The organism is Burkholderia sp. HI2500 (genome assembly GCF_002223055.1).
Classification (GTDB): Bacteria; Pseudomonadota; Gammaproteobacteria; order Burkholderiales; family Burkholderiaceae; genus Burkholderia.
This window is the reverse complement of the sequence record NZ_NKFL01000004.1, coordinates 1,970,392-1,987,644: the sequence shown is the minus strand read 5'-3', so window position 1 is coordinate 1,987,644 and position 17,253 is coordinate 1,970,392. Positions and strand designations below refer to the sequence as shown.

At 65.3% G+C, this 17,253-nt stretch carries 14 protein-coding genes and 1 tRNA gene; 9 read left to right on the top strand and 6 right to left on the bottom strand.

Annotation, left to right across the window (positions count from 1 at the left end):
* Window positions 1–1,039: 1,039 nt before the first annotated feature.
* Both CFB45_RS11960 and CFB45_RS11955 read right to left on the bottom strand, forming a co-directional pair.
* Window positions 1,040–2,662 (bottom strand): NAD(P)/FAD-dependent oxidoreductase, encoded by a 1,623-nt coding sequence (locus tag CFB45_RS11960; RefSeq protein WP_089425735.1) that lies wholly within the window; start codon window positions 2,660–2,662, stop codon window positions 1,040–1,042.
* Window positions 2,663–2,975: 313 nt separating this feature from the next.
* Window positions 2,976–3,779: an inositol monophosphatase family protein gene (locus tag CFB45_RS11955; protein ID WP_011352522.1), complete on the bottom strand. Its 804-nt coding sequence runs from the start codon at window positions 3,777–3,779 to the stop codon at window positions 2,976–2,978.
* Window positions 3,780–4,059: 280 nt separating this feature from the next.
* Between CFB45_RS11955 and CFB45_RS11950 the strand changes: the two genes are divergently transcribed.
* Together CFB45_RS11950 and cysE are read left to right on the top strand one after the other, a co-directional pair.
* Window positions 4,060–4,884 carry an RNA methyltransferase gene (locus tag CFB45_RS11950; protein ID WP_089425734.1) on the top strand — a complete coding sequence of 275 codons (825 nt, stop codon included), beginning with the start codon at window positions 4,060–4,062 and terminating at the stop codon, window positions 4,882–4,884.
* A 252-nt stretch (window positions 4,885–5,136) separates the two neighbouring features.
* On the top strand, window positions 5,137–5,940 hold the full coding sequence (cysE, locus tag CFB45_RS11945) for a serine O-acetyltransferase (RefSeq protein WP_089425733.1): 804 nt from the start codon (window positions 5,137–5,139) through the stop codon (window positions 5,938–5,940).
* 48 nt (window positions 5,941–5,988) lie between these two features.
* Here the strand turns inward: cysE and CFB45_RS11940 are convergent, their stop codons facing one another.
* The 4 genes from CFB45_RS11940 to CFB45_RS11925 all read right to left on the bottom strand — a co-directional run bounded on the left by CFB45_RS11940 (window position 5,989) and on the right by CFB45_RS11925 (window position 8,736).
* Window positions 5,989–6,789, bottom strand: coding sequence for a UDP-2,3-diacylglucosamine diphosphatase (locus CFB45_RS11940; protein ID WP_089425732.1), 801 nt, complete (start codon window positions 6,787–6,789; stop codon window positions 5,989–5,991).
* A gap of 23 nt (window positions 6,790–6,812) precedes the next feature.
* Window positions 6,813–7,304, bottom strand: coding sequence for a peptidylprolyl isomerase (locus tag CFB45_RS11935; RefSeq protein ID WP_006478428.1), 492 nt, complete (start codon window positions 7,302–7,304; stop codon window positions 6,813–6,815).
* 88 nt (window positions 7,305–7,392) lie between these two features.
* Entirely contained in the window at window positions 7,393–7,974 is a 582-nt protein-coding gene (locus tag CFB45_RS11930) for a peptidylprolyl isomerase (protein WP_011352517.1), read from the bottom strand.
* Between the two features lie 39 nt (window positions 7,975–8,013).
* A complete protein-coding gene (locus CFB45_RS11925; RefSeq protein WP_174975570.1) occupies window positions 8,014–8,736 on the bottom strand; it encodes a tetratricopeptide repeat protein in 723 nt (240 codons plus the stop codon).
* A 234-nt stretch (window positions 8,737–8,970) separates the two neighbouring features.
* On the opposite strand from CFB45_RS11925, the gene cysS reads away from it, so the two are divergent.
* The 7 genes from cysS (at window position 8,971) to CFB45_RS11890 (ending at window position 17,135) form a co-directional block, all read left to right on the top strand.
* On the top strand, window positions 8,971–10,368 hold the full coding sequence (gene cysS, locus CFB45_RS11920) for a cysteine--tRNA ligase (protein ID WP_069248324.1): 1,398 nt from the start codon (window positions 8,971–8,973) through the stop codon (window positions 10,366–10,368).
* Between the two features lie 43 nt (window positions 10,369–10,411).
* Window positions 10,412–11,239 (top strand): DNA-3-methyladenine glycosylase family protein, encoded by an 828-nt coding sequence (locus CFB45_RS11915; protein ID WP_089425730.1) that lies wholly within the window; start codon window positions 10,412–10,414, stop codon window positions 11,237–11,239.
* A 103-nt stretch (window positions 11,240–11,342) separates the two neighbouring features.
* On the top strand, window positions 11,343–12,314 hold the full coding sequence (locus CFB45_RS11910; RefSeq protein ID WP_039364696.1) for an acetyl-CoA carboxylase carboxyltransferase subunit alpha: 972 nt from the start codon (window positions 11,343–11,345) through the stop codon (window positions 12,312–12,314).
* Window positions 12,315–12,360: 46 nt separating this feature from the next.
* Window positions 12,361–13,782, top strand: a complete 1,422-nt coding sequence (gene tilS / locus CFB45_RS11905; protein ID WP_089425729.1) for a tRNA lysidine(34) synthetase TilS — start codon at window positions 12,361–12,363, stop codon at window positions 13,780–13,782.
* Between the two features lie 343 nt (window positions 13,783–14,125).
* Window positions 14,126–15,379: an aspartate kinase gene (locus CFB45_RS11900; protein ID WP_089425728.1), complete on the top strand. Its 1,254-nt coding sequence runs from the start codon at window positions 14,126–14,128 to the stop codon at window positions 15,377–15,379.
* A 110-nt stretch (window positions 15,380–15,489) separates the two neighbouring features.
* A tRNA-Ser gene (locus tag CFB45_RS11895) sits at window positions 15,490–15,583 on the top strand.
* A 163-nt stretch (window positions 15,584–15,746) separates the two neighbouring features.
* Window positions 15,747–17,135: a hypothetical protein gene (locus tag CFB45_RS11890; RefSeq protein ID WP_089425727.1), complete on the top strand. Its 1,389-nt coding sequence runs from the start codon at window positions 15,747–15,749 to the stop codon at window positions 17,133–17,135.
* Window positions 17,136–17,253: the final 118 nt, after the last annotated feature.

Below are 17,253 nucleotides of genomic sequence, written 5' to 3'. Positions count from 1 at the left end.
GGACTTTTGCCGAGAGATTCAAGCAGCGGCCGAGAAGTAAGTCAATCAACATCGAAATGCATGTGAAGCACGATCAATAGCGTGTCGGTCCCGAACAGCCTGAGCGTAGGTCTTGGGGTGCGGGTGCTGCGGTGAACTGCGTGACCGGGGGAAGGTTGCTTTGGCTGCCCGAGTTTACTAGTGAGCCGGGCGCGACAGCGCGAAGTTCGCCGTCTGGCCAGTTGATACTGATGGTAAGCGCCAACTATGTGGAAATATCTAGTTGCGCTGGGACCATATGAAAAGCGCTAGTCCCATTAAGATGAGTATGATGCCATTCGCGACGATGGCCGGTCTTGCATATTTTGTTTTGAAAATGAAAGGGTAAAATCCAAACAAGTTTATCCAAGGGTGGCGCTCACGATAATCGATAAATAACGACGGTCGAGCTGCTTTGATGATGCCAATTATTATGCACGCTCCCCCAAAGATGCCTGCTGCAAGTCTCTCGTTCATCTCATGCCTTTCCTCAATTGCACACTGAAGGGCGGTTGTAACTCGTACTCTCGCTGCGCACTTGAGATGCTTCCCCGAAGGCGATCTCATATCGTCGCCCTGTTTTGCTCCGTGTGCTACTGGTGATAGCACGCAACCCGAGTCGGCCCCTATTTGGGTTTATCGATGATCCAGCTGTCGATGTTGAAGCGTGTAGCGCGTGCGACCGTTTGCCAATTTAGCTGGCGTAACTTGCAGCGTAGATTTTTGATCTTTTCCTTGTCAGATAATGCGCAGGTACTGCTGCATCATTGGAGTATGACCGGCGAAGGCGTTGGGCGACAGCGTGGTCATAAGTCAGGCGTGAAGTTGTTGCTTGGGTTGCCCGAGTTGACCAGTGGCTTCGGCATGCACGCGCGAAGTTCGCCATTCGGCCAGGTTGCCGGAGATTGCGCGACCGGCGGCGGTCGTTCTCACGCCGTCGTCCGGCCGCGCTCCTGGCCGGCCATGCGAAAGTCGGCGCCGCTCAGATCGAGAACCTTCGCGCGCCGACTCGTTTCGCACCTCAGGCCGTTTGCCCCGACGTCATGCTGAGCGCCACCGCCTGCGCGACTTCGATCCCGTCGATGGCCGCCGAATAGATGCCACCCGCATACCCCGCACCTTCACCCGCCGGATACAGCCCCTCGACGTTCATGCTCTGGTAATCGTCCTTGCGTCGAATCCGGATCGGCGACGAAGTGCGCGTCTCGACACCGGTGAGCACCGCATCGTGCATCGCGAAGCCGGCGATCTTCTTGTCGATCTCGGGGAGCGCTTCGCGGATCGCTTCGATCACGTAATCCGGCAGCGCGGTGCTCAGATCGGTCGGGTTCACGCCCGGCTTGTACGACGGCTCTACGGAGCCGAGCGACGTCGACGGCCGGCCGGCGATGAAATCACCGACCAGCTGGCCCGGCGCGCGGTAATCGCCGCCGCCGAGTTCGAACGCGCGCTCTTCCCATTTGCGCTGGAACGCGATGCCCGCCAGCGGGCCGCCGGGATAGTCGTCCGGCGTGATGCCGACGACGATGCCCGCATTCGCGTTGCGCTCGGCCCGCGAATACTGGCTCATGCCGTTGGTGACCACGCGGCCCGGCTCGGAGGTCGCCGCGACCACCGTGCCGCCCGGGCACATGCAGAAGCTGTAGACGGCGCGGCCATTGCTGCAGTGATGGACGACCTTGTAGTCGGCCGCACCGAGCTGCTTGTGGCCTGCGAACTTGCCGAAGCGGCTGCGATCGATCAGCCCCTGCGGATGTTCGATACGGAAGCCGAGCGAGAACGGCTTGGCTTCGATATAGACGCCGCGATCGTGCAGCATCTGGAAGGTGTCGCGCGCGCTGTGGCCCACGGCCAGCACCACGTGGTCGCACGGCAGCGTTTCGCCGTTCGAGAGCTTCAGCGAGCGCACCTTGCCCTGATCGATCTCGATATCGTCGACCCGCGTTTCGAAACGCACTTCACCACCCAGTTCGTGGATGGACGCGCGCATCTTTTCCACCATGCTGACGAGGCGGAACGTGCCGATGTGCGGCCGGCTCAGATACAGGATGTCGTCCGGCGCACCGGCCTTGACGAATTCGTCCAGCACCTTGCGGCCATAGTGGTTCGGATCCTTGATCTGGCTGTACAGCTTGCCGTCGGAGAACGTCCCGGCACCGCCTTCGCCGAACTGCACGTTGGATTCGGGGTTGAGCACGCTTTTGCGCCACAGGCCGAAGGTGTCCTTGGTGCGCTCGCGCACGGCCTTGCCGCGTTCGAGGATGATGGGGCGGAAACCCATCTGCGCGAGGATCAGCCCCGCGAACAGGCCGCACGGCCCCATGCCGATCACGACCGGGCGCAGGAAATTGCCGTGCTCGGGCGCCTTCGTGACGAAGTGGTACGCCATGTCGGGCGTCACGCCGCAATGCGGCTTGCCGGCGAGGCGCTTGATCGCGGCTGCCTCATCCGTGACTTCGACATCGACGATATACGTGAGCTTGATGTCGGCGCGCTTGCGCGCATCGTGCGCACGGCGGAACACGGTGTAACGGAGGAGCCCGTCCGCGGCCACGCCAAGCTCCGCGAGGCGCGCGCGAATCGCGGCCTCGAGCGCGCTTTCGGGGTGGTCGAGGGGGAGTTTAATTTCGCTTAGCCGTAACATGGGGACTCGGATGCGATTGCCACGGCGTCGTGGCGGTGTTGATACGGTCGGGGGCCGGCAGGCCGGCGGTGTTGTCCGCCGTGCGGGCATGCCGGACGCAAACCCATCATTGTCATTGCGGGAAGGGCCGTGCAAGCGGCAGTACGCTGACCGGCCCGTACAACTCAGGCAACTTCAGGATAGGCGCACGAAGCGACCCTTGTGCGGGAAGATTGTCCCGCCTCCCGGCAACCGGGAGGCGAACGGTGCGCCGTCATGACGATGCCCGCGAGCGGCGTGCGCGCAAGCCGCGCCATGCAGGCGCGGCCGGGGCTTACTCCGCTGCCGGATGCACGCGGGTGTAACCCTTCAGGATCGGGATCATCTGCGCGTAGATCTTCGGGTTCGCGGCGACGATTTCATGGCGATGCAGGAAGTCGGCGTCGCCCGTGTAGTTGCCGACGAGGCCGCCGGCCTCGGTGATCAGCAGGCTGCCCGCTGCCATGTCCCACACGTTGATGCCCTGCTCGAAGAACGCGTCGAGGCGGCCGGCCGCGACGTTCGCGAGATCGAGTGCGGCCGCGCCCGGACGGCGCAGGCCCGTGCAGGCCTGCGTCATTTCGGTGAAGAGGCGCGCGTAGGCATCGAGGCCGTCCTTTTCGCGGAACGGGAAGCCCGTGCCGACCAGTGCGTCCGACAGGCGGTCGCGGCGGCCGACGCGGATGCGGCGGTCGTTCAGGTACGCGCCGCGGCCGCGGGTGGCCGTGAACAGGTCGTTCTTGTTCGGGTCGTAGACGACAGCCTGCGTGACGACGCCCTTGTGCTCGAGCGCGATCGATACGCAGTAGTACGGGAAGCCGTGGATGAAGTTGGTCGTGCCGTCGAGCGGATCGATGATCCACTTGAATTCGGATTCGTTCTCCGACTCGCCCGATTCTTCCGCGAGGATCGCGTGGTCGGGGTAGGCGGTCTTCAGCGTCTCGATGATCGCGTCTTCGGCGGCCTTGTCCACTTCGGTGACGAAGTCGTTCTGCTGCTTCTTGCGGATCTCGATCAGGTCGAGATCGAGGGACGCGCGATTGATGATCTGTCCGGCGCGGCGCGCAGCCTTGACAGCAATGTTGAGCATGGGATGCATGAGCCTGGATCCTGTAGCTGGCGGCACGGGCCGCCACGAAGTGGAACAACCGCCCGGCACGGCGCAAGCGTGGCAGGCGAGATGAGACGCGAATTGACAAAGAACGGGGTACGACCCGCGCCGCACAGAGTGCGACGCGTAAAGGCATGATTTTACCCGATTTTTGGCGGTTTCAGGCGACCGGCGTACGGGGAAACCCCCACTATCCGTCCGGACGAGTGGGTTTGCCGCGGCGATGGCGATACCATACTGCCATTCTGATGAACCGAGTCGTATCGTAGTGGAAACCCCGCAGATCACCGCCGCGCCGTCCGAGCCGGGCGCGGCCTCGTCCCAGCCGCCGTCCGGCGGCTTCACGTCCATCCGTTTCGTGCTCGTCGAGCCGAGCCATCCCGGCAATGTCGGGGCGGCCGCCCGCGCGCTGAAGACGATGGGCTTCTCGCGTCTCGTGCTGGTCGCGCCCCGCGTGCCGCACGTGCAGAGTGATCCCGAGGCGATCGCGATGGCCAGCGGCGCGGACGACGTCCTCGCGTCCGCGCATGTCGTGCCGACGCTCGGCGACGCGCTGTCCGGCGTTCACTGGTCGATCGCGCTGACCGCGCGCACGCGCGAATACGGGCCGCCGCGCCTGGCGCCGCGTGCCGCCGCCACGCAGGCGTGCGCGCAGGTCGGCACGGGCGACATCGCGCTCGTGTTCGGCAACGAGCGCACGGGCCTCGCGAACGAGCATGTCGAGCAGTGCAGTGCGCTGGCGCACATCCCGGCGAACCCGGCCTACAGTTCGCTGAATCTCGCTCAGGCCGTGCAGGTGCTTGCGTACGAGCTGCGTGTCGCGTTGCTCGAGCAGGCGAGCGAGCCGTCGGCGCAACAGTCGGCCGAAGCCGGCACGCTTGCGCAGAGCGACGAGATCGAGCGGATGTACGTGCACCTCGAGAACGCGCTGATCGCGCTCGATTTCCTCGATCCGCGCAACCCGAAGAAGCTGATGCCGCGGCTGCGGCGCCTGTTCGCGCGCACGGGCCTCGAGCGCGAGGAGGTCAACATCCTGCGCGGCGTCGCGAAGCACATCCTGCTGAAATCGGGCAAGCCCGACGGCGACGCGTAAGCGGTCGGCGCACGGGGTGGCGGATGTGTCGGCGCGCGGGGCAACCACCCCGTCGGCAGGTGCCGGGTCGGCCGCCGAAAGCGCCGGGGCCGACCACCCCGCCAACCCAGTAACGGCAGGCGTTCCGCCGGAATACCCGCGCCGGCGGCGGGGTGAACTGGCGAGCGCGTGCGGCCGTTCGTGACTCGCCCTACAATCGCCGAACGTCATAAGTAAATTACCGGGCGCGATAACGGCCGGTCATTGCCGGCGATGCGCGCCGGCCTTTTCCCAGACCACATCATGTTCACGAGACTGCGCGAAGACGTTGCAACGATTCGCGAGCGGGATCCCGCCGCTCGCAGTGCATGGGAAGTGCTGACCTGTTATCCGGGGTTGCATGCGCTCGTGCTGCATCGCTTCGCGCACGCATGCTGGCGCGCGAAGCGCTACTGGCTCGCGCGTTTCGCGTCGCAGGCCGGCCGGTTCCTGACGGGGATCGAGATTCACCCCGGCGCGACGATCGGCCGGCGCGTGTTCATCGATCACGGGATGGGCGTCGTGATCGGCGAGACGGCGATCGTCGGCGACGACTGCACGATCTATCAGGGCGTGACGCTGGGCGGCACGTCGCTCACGCGCGGCGCCAAGCGGCACCCGACGCTCGAGGCCGGCGTGATCGTCGGGGCGGGCGCGAAGGTGCTCGGCGGCTTCACGGTCGGTGCGGGGGCGAAGATCGGTTCGAACGCGGTCGTCGTGAAGCCGGTGCCGGCAGGCGGCACGGCGGTCGGCAATCCGGCGCGCGTCGTGATGCCGGCGCAGCCGAAGCCGCAGCCCGAACGCGCGGCGTTCTGCGCATACGGGATCACGCCGAATGCCGACGATCCGATGTCGCTCGCGATTCACGGGCTGATCGATCACGCGGCGAAGGAAAGCCGCCGCGTCGACGAGATCGTCGCGGCGCTCGAACGGCTCGGCACGCATCTGGAAACACTGCAGGGCGCCGACGCGGCGCGCCTCGATCTGCGCCGGCTGTCGGCCGTGCTGGAAGGCAAGTCGGTCGAACGCCAGGCGTAATTCAATGGATGCCCGCTGCTGCCGGTGGGTGCGACGGCTGCGGCAGTGTCAGTCGAGCGGCATCGCGTGGATGCCTTCCGCGTCGACGCGCAGGTAGCCGCCGCGCGGCTTGCCGTGGTCGAGATCCCAGTCGGGCAACACCCAGCGGATGCCACCCGGTTCCATGTGCCGGGCGGGGCGGTGCGTATGGCCGTGAATGATCACGCTCGCGCGGCTTTTCCGGAACAGCGCGGCCACGCCTTCACGCGTGACATCGTAGATCGCCGAAGCAGGGCGCATCCGGCCCGCTTCGCTGTTCGAGCGCATGCGCTGCGCGAGCGCACGGCGCCAACGGAACGGCCAGGCGAGAAACAGCCATTGCGCAGCGCGGTTGCGGGCGACGCGACGGAATACCTGGTAGCCGCGGTCGGCCGTGCATTGCGCGTCGCCATGTGCGAGCACGATGCGCTGGCCGAACGCCATGATCAGCGAAGGATCGGGCAGCAGCATCGCGCCGGCTGCCTTCATGAAGCGCCGGCCGAGCAGGAAATCGCGGTTGCCGTGCATCACGTAGAGCGCAATGCCGCGCTCCGAGAACGTGTGCATCAGCGCGGCCATGCGGGCCGCGAACGGATCGTCGTCGAGGATGTCGTCGCCGATCCAGTATTCGAACAGGTCGCCGAGGATGAACACCGAGTCGGCACTGTCGGCGGTGTATTTCACGAAATGCTCGAACGCGGCGACCGTCTTCGGGATCGCTTCGCTCAGGTGCAGATCGGAGAGAAACAGGAACGGGCGTGCGGCTTGCGCGTATTCGCGCTCGCCCGGCACGCCCGCGGAGACGCTTCGCGGCGGACTCTCCTGCAACATCGAAGTGCCTCCGTAACTGCGCGTCAGACCACGACGGCCTTCTCGATCACGACGTCGTCAGTCGGCACGTCCTGGTGGAAACCAGCGTTGCCCGTCTTGACGCCCTTGATCTTGTCGACCACGTCCTGGCCTTCGACGACCTTGCCGAACACCGCGTAGCCCCAGCCTTGCGGCGTCGGCGACGAGTGGTTCAGGAAGTCGTTGTCGTTCACGTTGATGAAGAACTGGGCGGTCGCCGAGTGCGGATCGTTGGTGCGCGCCATCGCGACCGTGTAGTTGTCGTTCTTCAGGCCGTTGTTCGCCTCGTTGTCGATCGGCGCATCGGTCGGCTTCTGCTTCAGGCCCGGCTCGAAGCCGCCGCCCTGGATCATGAAGCCGTTGATCACGCGATGGAACACGGTGCCGTCGTAGTGGCCCTTCTTCACGTAGTTCAGGAAGTTCTCGACCGTCTTCGGTGCCTTCGCGGCGTCGAGCTCGAGCTTGATCACGCCGTGGTTCGTATGCAGTTCAACCATGATGAATTCCTTCGGTGAGGCGGTTTAAATGGCACGCGGCCGGTCGTGCGACGCGGCCGCGTGAGGCGCCGGACGTGCCGGCAGGTTCTTACTTCGAGACGATGCTGGCCGATTCGATCACGATCGGTTGCGCGGGCACGTCCTGCATCGGGCCGCGCGAGGTCGTCGCGACGCCTTCGATCTTCTTCACGACGTCGAGACCCGACACGACCTTGCCGAACACCGCATAGCCGTTGCCGTCCGGATTCGGGTAGTCGAGGCCGCTGTTGTCGACGGTGTTGATGAAGAACTGCGCGGTGGCCGAATTCGGATCGCTCGTGCGTGCCATCGCGATCGTGCCCGTCAGGTTCTTCAGACCATTGCGGCTCTCCAGCGGGATCGGCGCGCGGGTCGGCTTCTCCTCGAAGTTGGTCTTGTAGCCGCCGCCCTGGATCATGAAGCCCTTGATCACGCGATGGAAGATCGTGCCGTTGTACTGGCCGGCCTTCACGTAATCGAGGAAGTTGGCGACGGACTTCGGCGCCTTCTCCGGGTAGAGCTCGACGCGGATGTCGCCCTGCGAGGTCTTCAGCTGCACGACGGGGTGCGCGGTAGCCGATTGCGCGAACGCAGGTGCGGTCGCGGTCGCGAGAAGGGCGGCGCCGCCAAGCGCCAGCAACAGACGTTTCATTGCGATCCTCAGGTTGGGAGGGAAAGAAGGCCGCGCCGCTTATTGCGACGGCGCGACGTACGGCGCCGCCAGTGCGCCCGACGGACCGCTGAACTGGAACGTCGGCGACATCGGCAGCGTGGTGGTGCTCACGTTCGCGGCTGCGCGGTCGGAGTAGTCGCGCGTGGCCGGTGTGGCTGCGCGGGCATTCGGCGCGGCCTTCGGCGGCGACACGATCTTCTGGAGATCGGCGAGGCGCTGCGCGGTCGCGCCGCTCGTGCGGCCGAGCGACTGCGCGCGCTTGTACGACTCGGCCGCGAGGCGCAGGTAGAGATCGCCGAGGTTCTCGTACGCGAGCGAGTAGCCGGGGTTCGATTGCGTCGCTGTGACGAGCGCGGTGCGCGCTTCGTCGTAGCGGCCGTGCTTCGCGTAAAGCGCCGCAAGGTTGTTGTACGGCTCGGGCAGTTCGGGGTACGCCTGCGTGATCGCGACGAACTGCTGGATCGCGTCGTCATCGCGGTTCAGGCGGGCGAGCACGGTGCCGCGCTTGAACTGCGCCTGCACGTCGCGCGGGTTCGATGCGATGCGCGCGTCGAGCTGCGCGAGCGCCTGCTTCCACTGCTTGCCGGCGATCGACGCATCGATTTCGGGCGTGCCGTCGGCGGTGGCCGGGGCCTTCTGCGCATGCGCCGCGGGAGCCGCGAAAAGCGTCAGCGCGACGCCCATGACGGTGGTCGCAACGAGGGTCGCAGCGCTCTGCGCGCGGCCGCGATGAGGTTTCATAGGCGTAAATCGGAATGTTATACTCCGAGCCATTCTAACAAAACGTCTGCGCGTTCCGGCGAGCGTCAGACAGTCTTTCTTTGCCTCTCGTGGCCGTCACCGCTGTGCTTGCAGCCTGACCGCCCCATGTGATATCGAGGACGCTCGGCCTGGTGCCGCAGCAGATGGTCCGTCCGTTTCGCATGCTGGGCGAGCTTCGCCAGGGCGGTTTCCTTCGGCTCACGGTTCATCTCTATGGAATCACTGCGCATCTACAACACGCTCGCGCGTGACAAGCAAGTCTTCGTGCCGCGCCAGGCTGGCGAAGTGCGGATGTACGTATGCGGAATCACCGTATACGACTATTGTCACGTGGGCCACGCGCGCATGCTGGTCGTGTTCGACCTCGTCCAGCGCTGGTTGCGTGCGATCGGCTACCGGGTCACGTATGTGCGCAACATTACCGACATCGACGACAAGATCATCCGCCGCGCGGTCGAGAACGGCGAGACGATCAAGTCGCTGACCGACCGGTTCATCGGCGCGATGCACGACGATGAAAGCGCGCTCGGCATCCAGCGGCCCGACATCGAGCCGCGCGCGACCGAGTTCATCCCGCAGATGCTCGGCATGATCGAGACGCTCGAGACGAACGGCTACGCGTACCAGGCGACCGACGGCGACGTCAATTACTCGGTGCGCAAGTTCGCGAACTACGGGAAGCTGTCGGGCAAGTCGCTCGACGACCTGCGCGCGGGCGAGCGCGTCGCCGCGAACGACGCGAAGGAGGATCCGCTCGATTTCGTGCTGTGGAAACGCGCGAAGCCGGAAGATCCGGAAGGTACGTCGTGGGCGTCGAAGTACGGGATGGGGCGTCCGGGCTGGCACATCGAGTGCTCGGCGATGGGCTGCACGCTGCTCGGCGAGCATTTCGACATCCACGGCGGCGGGCAGGATCTGCAATTCCCGCACCACGAGAACGAGATCGCGCAGAGCGAAGGCGCAACCGGCCAGACGTTCGTCAATTACTGGATGCACAACGGCTTCGTGCAGGTCGACAACGAGAAGATGTCGAAATCGCTCGGCAACTTCTTCACGATCCGCGAAGTGCTCGAACGCTACGATGCGGAAGTCATGCGCTTCTTCATCGTGCGCACGCACTACCGTTCGCCGCTCAATTACAGCGACGTGCATCTCGACGATGCGCGCGCGTCGCTCACGCGTCTCTATACCGCACTGAAAGATGTTGAAGCCGACACGCTCGCGCTCGACTGGAACGAGCCGCACGCGCAGCGTTTCGCCGCCGCGATGAACGACGACTTCAACACGCCGGTCGCGGTGGCGACGCTGTTCGAACTGGCGGGCGAGGTGAATCGCACGGGCGACGCATCGCTCGCGCGGCAACTGAAACAGCTGGCGGGCCTGCTCGGCCTGCTGGGCCGCGAACCGCGCGCGTTCCTGCAGCAGGCGTCCGGCGCCGCGCAGGCGGGCGGGCTCGCCGCCGACGAGATCGAAGCGAAGATCGCCGCGCGTGTCGCGGCGAAGCAAGCGAAGGACTATGCCGAAGCGGACCGGATCCGGGCGGAACTGCTCGAGACCGGTATCGCACTTGAAGACAAACCGGGCGGATCGACCGAATGGCGTCGCGTATGAGCGCGGTGCGTTCCACTGACCGATCCGTCAGGTAGGAGGCAAGATGGCAACGGCCAGAAAAGCGCCGGTCAGGCGCGCGACCCCGGTCGCCGCGCGTCCGGCAGCCAAGCGCGTACCGCCGGCGAAGACGGACGCGACGCGCGCCGTGCCGAACGGCGCGCTCAACGGTCATGCGCAACCGGCGGCGGTGCCGCCGGCCGCCGACGCGGCCCGCAAGGCCCGTGCGTCCGAAGCGGACGGCGAGGAGGTCGTCGTGCGTCCTGCTTACTGGGACAAGGCATGCGCCGACCTCGTCAAGCGCGACCGGATCCTGAAGAAACTGATTCCGAAGTTCGGTCCCGCGCATCTCGTGAAGCGCGGCGACCCGTTCGTCACGCTCGCGCGCTCGGTCGTCGGCCAGCAGATTTCGGTGCCGTCCGCGCAGTCGCTGTGGGCGCGCATCGGGGATGCCTGTCCGAAACTCGCGCCGCAGCCGGTGATCCGGCTCGGCGCGGACAAGCTGATCGCGTGCGGGCTGTCGAAGCGCAAGACGGAATACATCCTCGATCTCGCGCAGCATTTCGTGTCGGGCGCGCTGCACGTCGACAAATGGACGTCGATGGACGACGAGGACGTGATCGCGGAACTCACGCAGATCCGCGGCATCAGCCGCTGGACGGCCGAGATGTTCCTGATCTTCAACCTGTCGCGGCCGGACGTCCTGCCGCTCGACGACCCGGGCCTGATCCGCGCGATCAGCGTCAATTACTTCAGCGGGGAACCCGTCACGCGCAGCGAGGCGCGCGAAGTTGCCGCCAACTGGGAGCCGTGGCGTACCGTCGCGACCTGGTACATGTGGCGCAGCCTCGATGCGCCCGACGCCGACGCCTGAGCGGCGGCTATCGGGTTTTAAACATCAATAGTTGAGAGTCGGTTTTGAGCGTCGCCCGCGCGGGTAGAATACGCGCTGCCGCAAGACCCAAGGATTCGAACACATGAAGACCACGTTTCTGGATTTCGAACAGCCGATCGCCGAACTCGAGGCCAAGATCGAAGAGCTGCGATTCGTGCAGGACGACTCGGCTGTCGACATTTCGGAAGAAATCGAGCGGTTGTCGAAGAAAAGCCAGCAACTGACGAAAGACCTCTACGCGAACCTGTCGCCGTGGCAGGTCTCGCAGATCGCGCGGCATCCGCAGCGTCCGTACACGCTCGATTACGTTGCGGAACTGTTTACCGATTTTCACGAGCTGCACGGCGACCGCGCATTCGCGGACGACGTGTCGATCGTCGGCGGCCTCGCGCGCTTCGGCGGCCATCCGTGCATGGTGATCGGTCACCAGAAGGGCCGTGACACGAAGGAGCGCGCCGCGCGCAACTTCGGGATGCCGCGTCCGGAAGGCTATCGCAAGGCCGAACGCCTGATGCGTCTCGCCGAGAAGTTCGGTCTGCCGATCTTCACGTTCGTCGACACGCCGGGCGCGTACCCGGGCATCGGCGCGGAAGAACGCGGCCAGTCGGAGGCGATCGGCCGCAACCTTTACGTGATGGCCGAACTGAAGACGCCGATCATCACGACGGTGATCGGCGAGGGCGGTTCGGGCGGCGCGCTGGCGATCGCAGTGGCCGACACGGTGATGATGCTGCAATTCTCGACCTACTCGGTGATCTCGCCGGAAGGCTGCGCGTCGATCCTGTGGAAGAGCGCCGCGAAGGCGCCGGAAGCAGCGGAAGCGCTGGGCCTGACCGCGCACCGCCTGAAGGCGCTCGGCCTGATCGACAAGATCATCAACGAGCCGCTCGGCGGCGCGCATCGCGATCCGAAGGGCATGGCTGCGCTGCTGCGCCGTGCGCTGGCCGATTCGCTGCGCCAGTTCCAGGGGATGAGCATCGATGCGCTGCGCGAGCGCCGCTTCGAGCGCCTGATGGCCTACGGCAAGTTCAAGGAAACCACGCCGGGCGCATGACCGGCTGCGTCCTCCAATCGCGCGCCGCTGCGCGCGCGTTCCTCTCGTGATTCCGCCCACCGAATTCTCCGCCGACCGCGTCGTTCTCGACGCGGTCGGCGTTGCGCTTTCCGGCATGCCGCCCGATGCACGCATCGCGATCGCGTACAGCGGCGGCCTCGACTCGACGGTATTGCTCGATGCGGCCGTGCGCGTCGCGGGCGCGTCGCGCTGTGTCGCGCTGCACGTGCATCACGGGCTCAGTGCGAATGCCGACGCGTGGGTTGCGCACGCCGAGGCGAGCGCCGCAGGGCTTGGTGTCGCGTTCGAGTCGATGCGCGTCGACGTGCCGCGTGACAGCGGCCTCGGTGTCGAGGCAACGGCGCGCGAGCGGCGCTATGCGGCGCTCGACGAGATGTGCGAGCGCCACGGCGCGGCCGCGCTGTGGCTCGCGCAGCATGCGGACGACCAGGCCGAGACCGTATTGCTGCAGTTGTTGCGCGGCGCGGGGATCGCGGGGCTGGCCGCCATGGCGCCGCGTTACCGCCCTGACGGCGTGAGCGTCGAGCGCGTGCGCCCGCTGCTGCGACTGTTGCGTGCGCAACTCGAGCGCTATGCGACGCAGCGCGATCTGGCATGGATCGACGACGAATCGAACAACGACACGCGTTACGCGCGCAATGCGTTGCGCATCGACGTGCTGCCGGCGCTGGCCGTGCATTTCCCGGGCTTTCGCGATGCGCTCGGCCGCGCGGCCCAGCATGCGGCGGCCGCGCAGCGACTGCTCGACGATCTGGCCGAACTCGACTTTGCCGTTGCCGCGCGCGATGACGGGCAGGCCCTGTCGCGCGACGCATTGGTCGCGTTCGACGACACGCGCGGCGCGAACCTGCTGCGCTTCTGGATGCGCCGGCTCGGCTTGCCGGGCGCGTCGGCAGCCCGGCTCGCCAACATGATGCGGCAGTTGCGTGCCACGCATGTCGCCCATGCGCTGCGCGTCGATCACGCGGGGCAACGCCTGCGCCTGTATCGCGATGTCGTCTACTGGGAAGCGGGCGACAGCAGCGAACCGGCCGATGACGGCACCGGGAGCCCGCATCCGGAAGCGATGCTCGCGTGGGACGGGCAGGAAGTCTGGCACCTGCCGGGATGGCGCGGCACGTTCGTGTTCGCGCCGGCCGACGCGGGAAGCGCCGACGCGGTGCCGGAGGTGTTGCTGCGCGGCGCGCGGCTGGCGGCGCGTGCCCGCGCGGGCGGTGAGCGGATGCGCACGTCGCCGGGCGGCCCGGGCCGTACGCTGAAGAACCTGTTCCAGGAGCGTGGCGTGCCCGCCTGGCAGCGCGACGTGCCGCTGCTGTTCGCTGGAGACTTGCTGATCTACGTGCCGCGCCTCGGCGTGAATCGCGATGCCGGCTTGTCCGGCGGCGGGGCGCCCGATGACGGCGCGTGGCGCCGGATCGAGTGGCGTCCCGACTTGCTGATCGCATAGCGTCGGCGGCCCGCCTGACGGCGCGATGGCACGCGCATTTTCACCATTTGGTAAACAGCGCCGGAACGGCCTCCGACGCCGCGAGCGGCTTGTCAAGCGGGCCTCTATCGGGTACGCTCGGTCGTTTGCTCGGCTCGATTTTTGAGCGATTTGTGCAGGTTTTCCGCGTGACGTACCCGGTTTGCGCGGCCTGATCGGCCTTCCGGGCAAAATCCGTCACGCTTGCGTGTTGCGTCCCAGCCGTCCCCCTCGTCGTCCGTCCACAGCCACAAGCCGCGTGACCGAACGGCTACGCGGCCTGCCCAGCGCGCCCGTGCGGTTTCTCCTCCAGTTCAGAACGACAATGGCACTCATCGTACACAAATACGGCGGCACTTCGATGGGCTCGGTCGAGCGCATCAAGAACGTCGCGAAACGCGTCGCAAAATGGCATCAGGCCGGGCACCAGATGGTGGTCGTGCCTTCGGCGATGTCCGGCGAAACCAACCGTCTGCTCGGTCTTGCGAAAGAGATTTCGAGCCAGCCGAGCCCGCGCGAGCTCGACATGATCGCGTCGACCGGCGAGCAGGTCAGCGTCGGCCTGCTGTCGATCGCGCTGCAGGAAATCGGCGTCGAGGCCGTGAGCTACGCCGGCTGGCAAGTGCCGATCAAGACCGACAGCGCGTTCACGAAGGCGCGCATTCACTCGATCGACGACGAACGCGTGAAGGCCGATCTGAATGCCGGCAAGGTCGTGATCATCACGGGCTTCCAGGGCGTCGATCCGGACGGCCACATCACGACGCTGGGCCGTGGCGGCTCGGATACGTCGGCGGTGGCGGTCGCGGCTGCGCTGGGTGCCGAAGAGTGCCTGATTTATACGGACGTCGACGGCGTCTACACGACCGATCCGCGCGTTGTCGAAGAGGCGCGCCGCCTCGATCGCGTGACGTTCGAGGAAATGCTGGAAATGGCCAGCCTCGGCTCGAAGGTCCTGCAGATCCGCTCGGTCGAATTCGCCGGCAAATACCAGGTGAAGACGCGTGTGCTGTCGAGCCTGACCGATCCGCTGATTGCGCTCGACGAAGAAATGCGCTCGGGCACCCTGATTACTTTTGAAGAAGACGAGACCATGGAAAAGGCAGTCATTTCCGGCATCGCGTTCCAGCGCGACGAAGCACGCATTGCTGTGATGGGCGTGCCCGACAAGCCGGGCATCGCGTATCAGATCCTCGGCCCGGTCGCGGATGCGAACGTCGACGTCGACATGATCATCCAGAACCAGAGCGTCCAGGGCAAGACCGACTTCACGTTCACGGTCGGCCGCGGCGATTACCAGAAGGCGATGGACATCCTCACCAACCAGGTGAAGGGCCACGTGAGCGCCGAGCACGTGCAGGGCGACCCGAAGGTGTCGAAGGTGTCGGTCGTCGGCGTCGGCATGCGTTCGCACGTGGGCGTCGCGAGCAAGATGTTCCGCACGCTGTCGGAAGAGGGCATCAACATCCAGATGATCTCGACGTCCGAAATCAAGATTTCGGTGCTGATCGACGAGAAATACATGGAACTGGCCGTCCGCGCGCTGCACAAGGCATTCGAACTCGGCCAGGCATCGTGAATTTTTCGTGATGCATTGAAGAAAATGCATCACGGAAATTGACGCGCGGTTCGAAACCCTATATTATTTCGTTCTCGTCGCACTGCCTCCCTGGTGCGAGCGAAAGTTTGGGAGACGTGGCCGAGAGGTCGAAGGCACTCCCCTGCTAAGGGAGCATCTGGGCCAAAACCTGGATCGAGGGTTCGAATCCCTCCGTCTCCGCCAAAAGCGGTGACAAAGCCCCGCAAGTTCTCGGACTTGCGGGGCTTTTTCTTTTTCGGGCCCGCCGAGCGCCGGGCACACGATGCGGCCGGTCACGCCATGAGTACTCGACTTGAGCGGTCATAGTGGGTTACATATCGCCTATCGTTTGATGCGACTTGGGGTGATGCGTTTGGCCAGCCCGCATTCTGTTCTGACTATCCTTTCTCATCGGCCTGTCGACGGACTTGTCGACAACCACGCGCGCTATGCGCAGTTGCACGGCTACCGGCATGTGACGGTCGACGGCATGCACGTGTATGGCGAGCGCCAGCCGATCCTGCACAAGTACCACGTGATCGTCGCGCAGCTCGTCGCGATGGAGCCGGACGCGTTGCTGCTCGTGCTCGACCCGTTTTCCGTCGTGTTCGATCCGCACGCGCTGCAGGATGTCGCGCAGGGTTACGATGCAATCGTCACGACGCAGACGCCGAAGTCGGCGCTGCCCGCTGCGAGCGGCATGATCTTCCGCAACGTGCCCGGCGTGCGTGAGCAGTTGCGCAAGCTGGTGGTCGAGCTGGGCAAATGGGCGATGTACCTTCCGGAGCGGCGGCACGCGTGCGAGGCGACTCTGCTGGCAGAGCATTTTTCGCCGCTGCCGTTCGATATGCCGCTCGCGAACGGTCATTTCGCATCGGTCCAGACGATCTGGAGCGACGGGCTCGCGATCGATTCGATCGCAGGCGCCCGGCCGCTCGTGGCGCACCAGGCGCCCGAGTGGCGGCAAGTGGAGGACGTCTGGGCGCCGGCTGCCGACTACGATTTCCGCTATGTGGCGGCGCTCGTCGACGATGCCGAGCGATACCAGCACGGCGATCGCCCGCACGCAATGGACGACTGGCGTGCCGCGCAGCAGAGTAAGCGCGGTGCGGAGCGGCACGTGAATCCGCAGGCCCGGATTGCGTTCGTGAGCCTGCATACGTCGCATATCGCGGGATATGGCGATCTGCACGAGGAGAATTTTGCTCGCTACTGCACGCGGCATGGTTACGCGTATCACACGTATCGCGAACCTCCCGCATTTCTGCCGGACGGCATCGGTGCGAACTGGGCGAAGCTGCATCTGATTCGCGAACACCTGCCGCATCACGCGTTCGTCTTCTGGGTCGACGCCGACATTCTGGCGATCGACCAGAGTCAGGCCATCGACAGTACGATCGACGGCCGCGACTTCGTGATCGGTACCGATCACACGGCATGGGCGATCAATTCGTGCATGATCGGCGTGCGCAACGTGGCGCCGATGCGCGACCTGGTCGAGCGCATCTGCGCCCGCATCGAGAGTTTCGGCGATCGTTCGTCGGTCTATGCGAGCGGCGGCGACCAGCAGGCGATCTATGTGGAGTTGCTGCAGTCCGGCATGATCGACGCGCGCCATATCGTCGATGCGATGACACTCGCGGCGTCGCCGGTCTATGCCACACGCGACAGCCGCTTCGTCCATTTTCCCGCGCAGCACAATCACTATCGCGCAGTGACGATGCGCATCTGGGATCGCCTGAGCCGTCAGCGGTAGGGGCGAGCCGGTCTGCCCGTCGTACGGCCTGCGCAAGGCAAGGCCGTTTGTATTGAAAATGAAAGAGTGTGTGTAAGGATAAAGGACCACTCGTTCGCAGCCGTGCCCGGCTTCAATT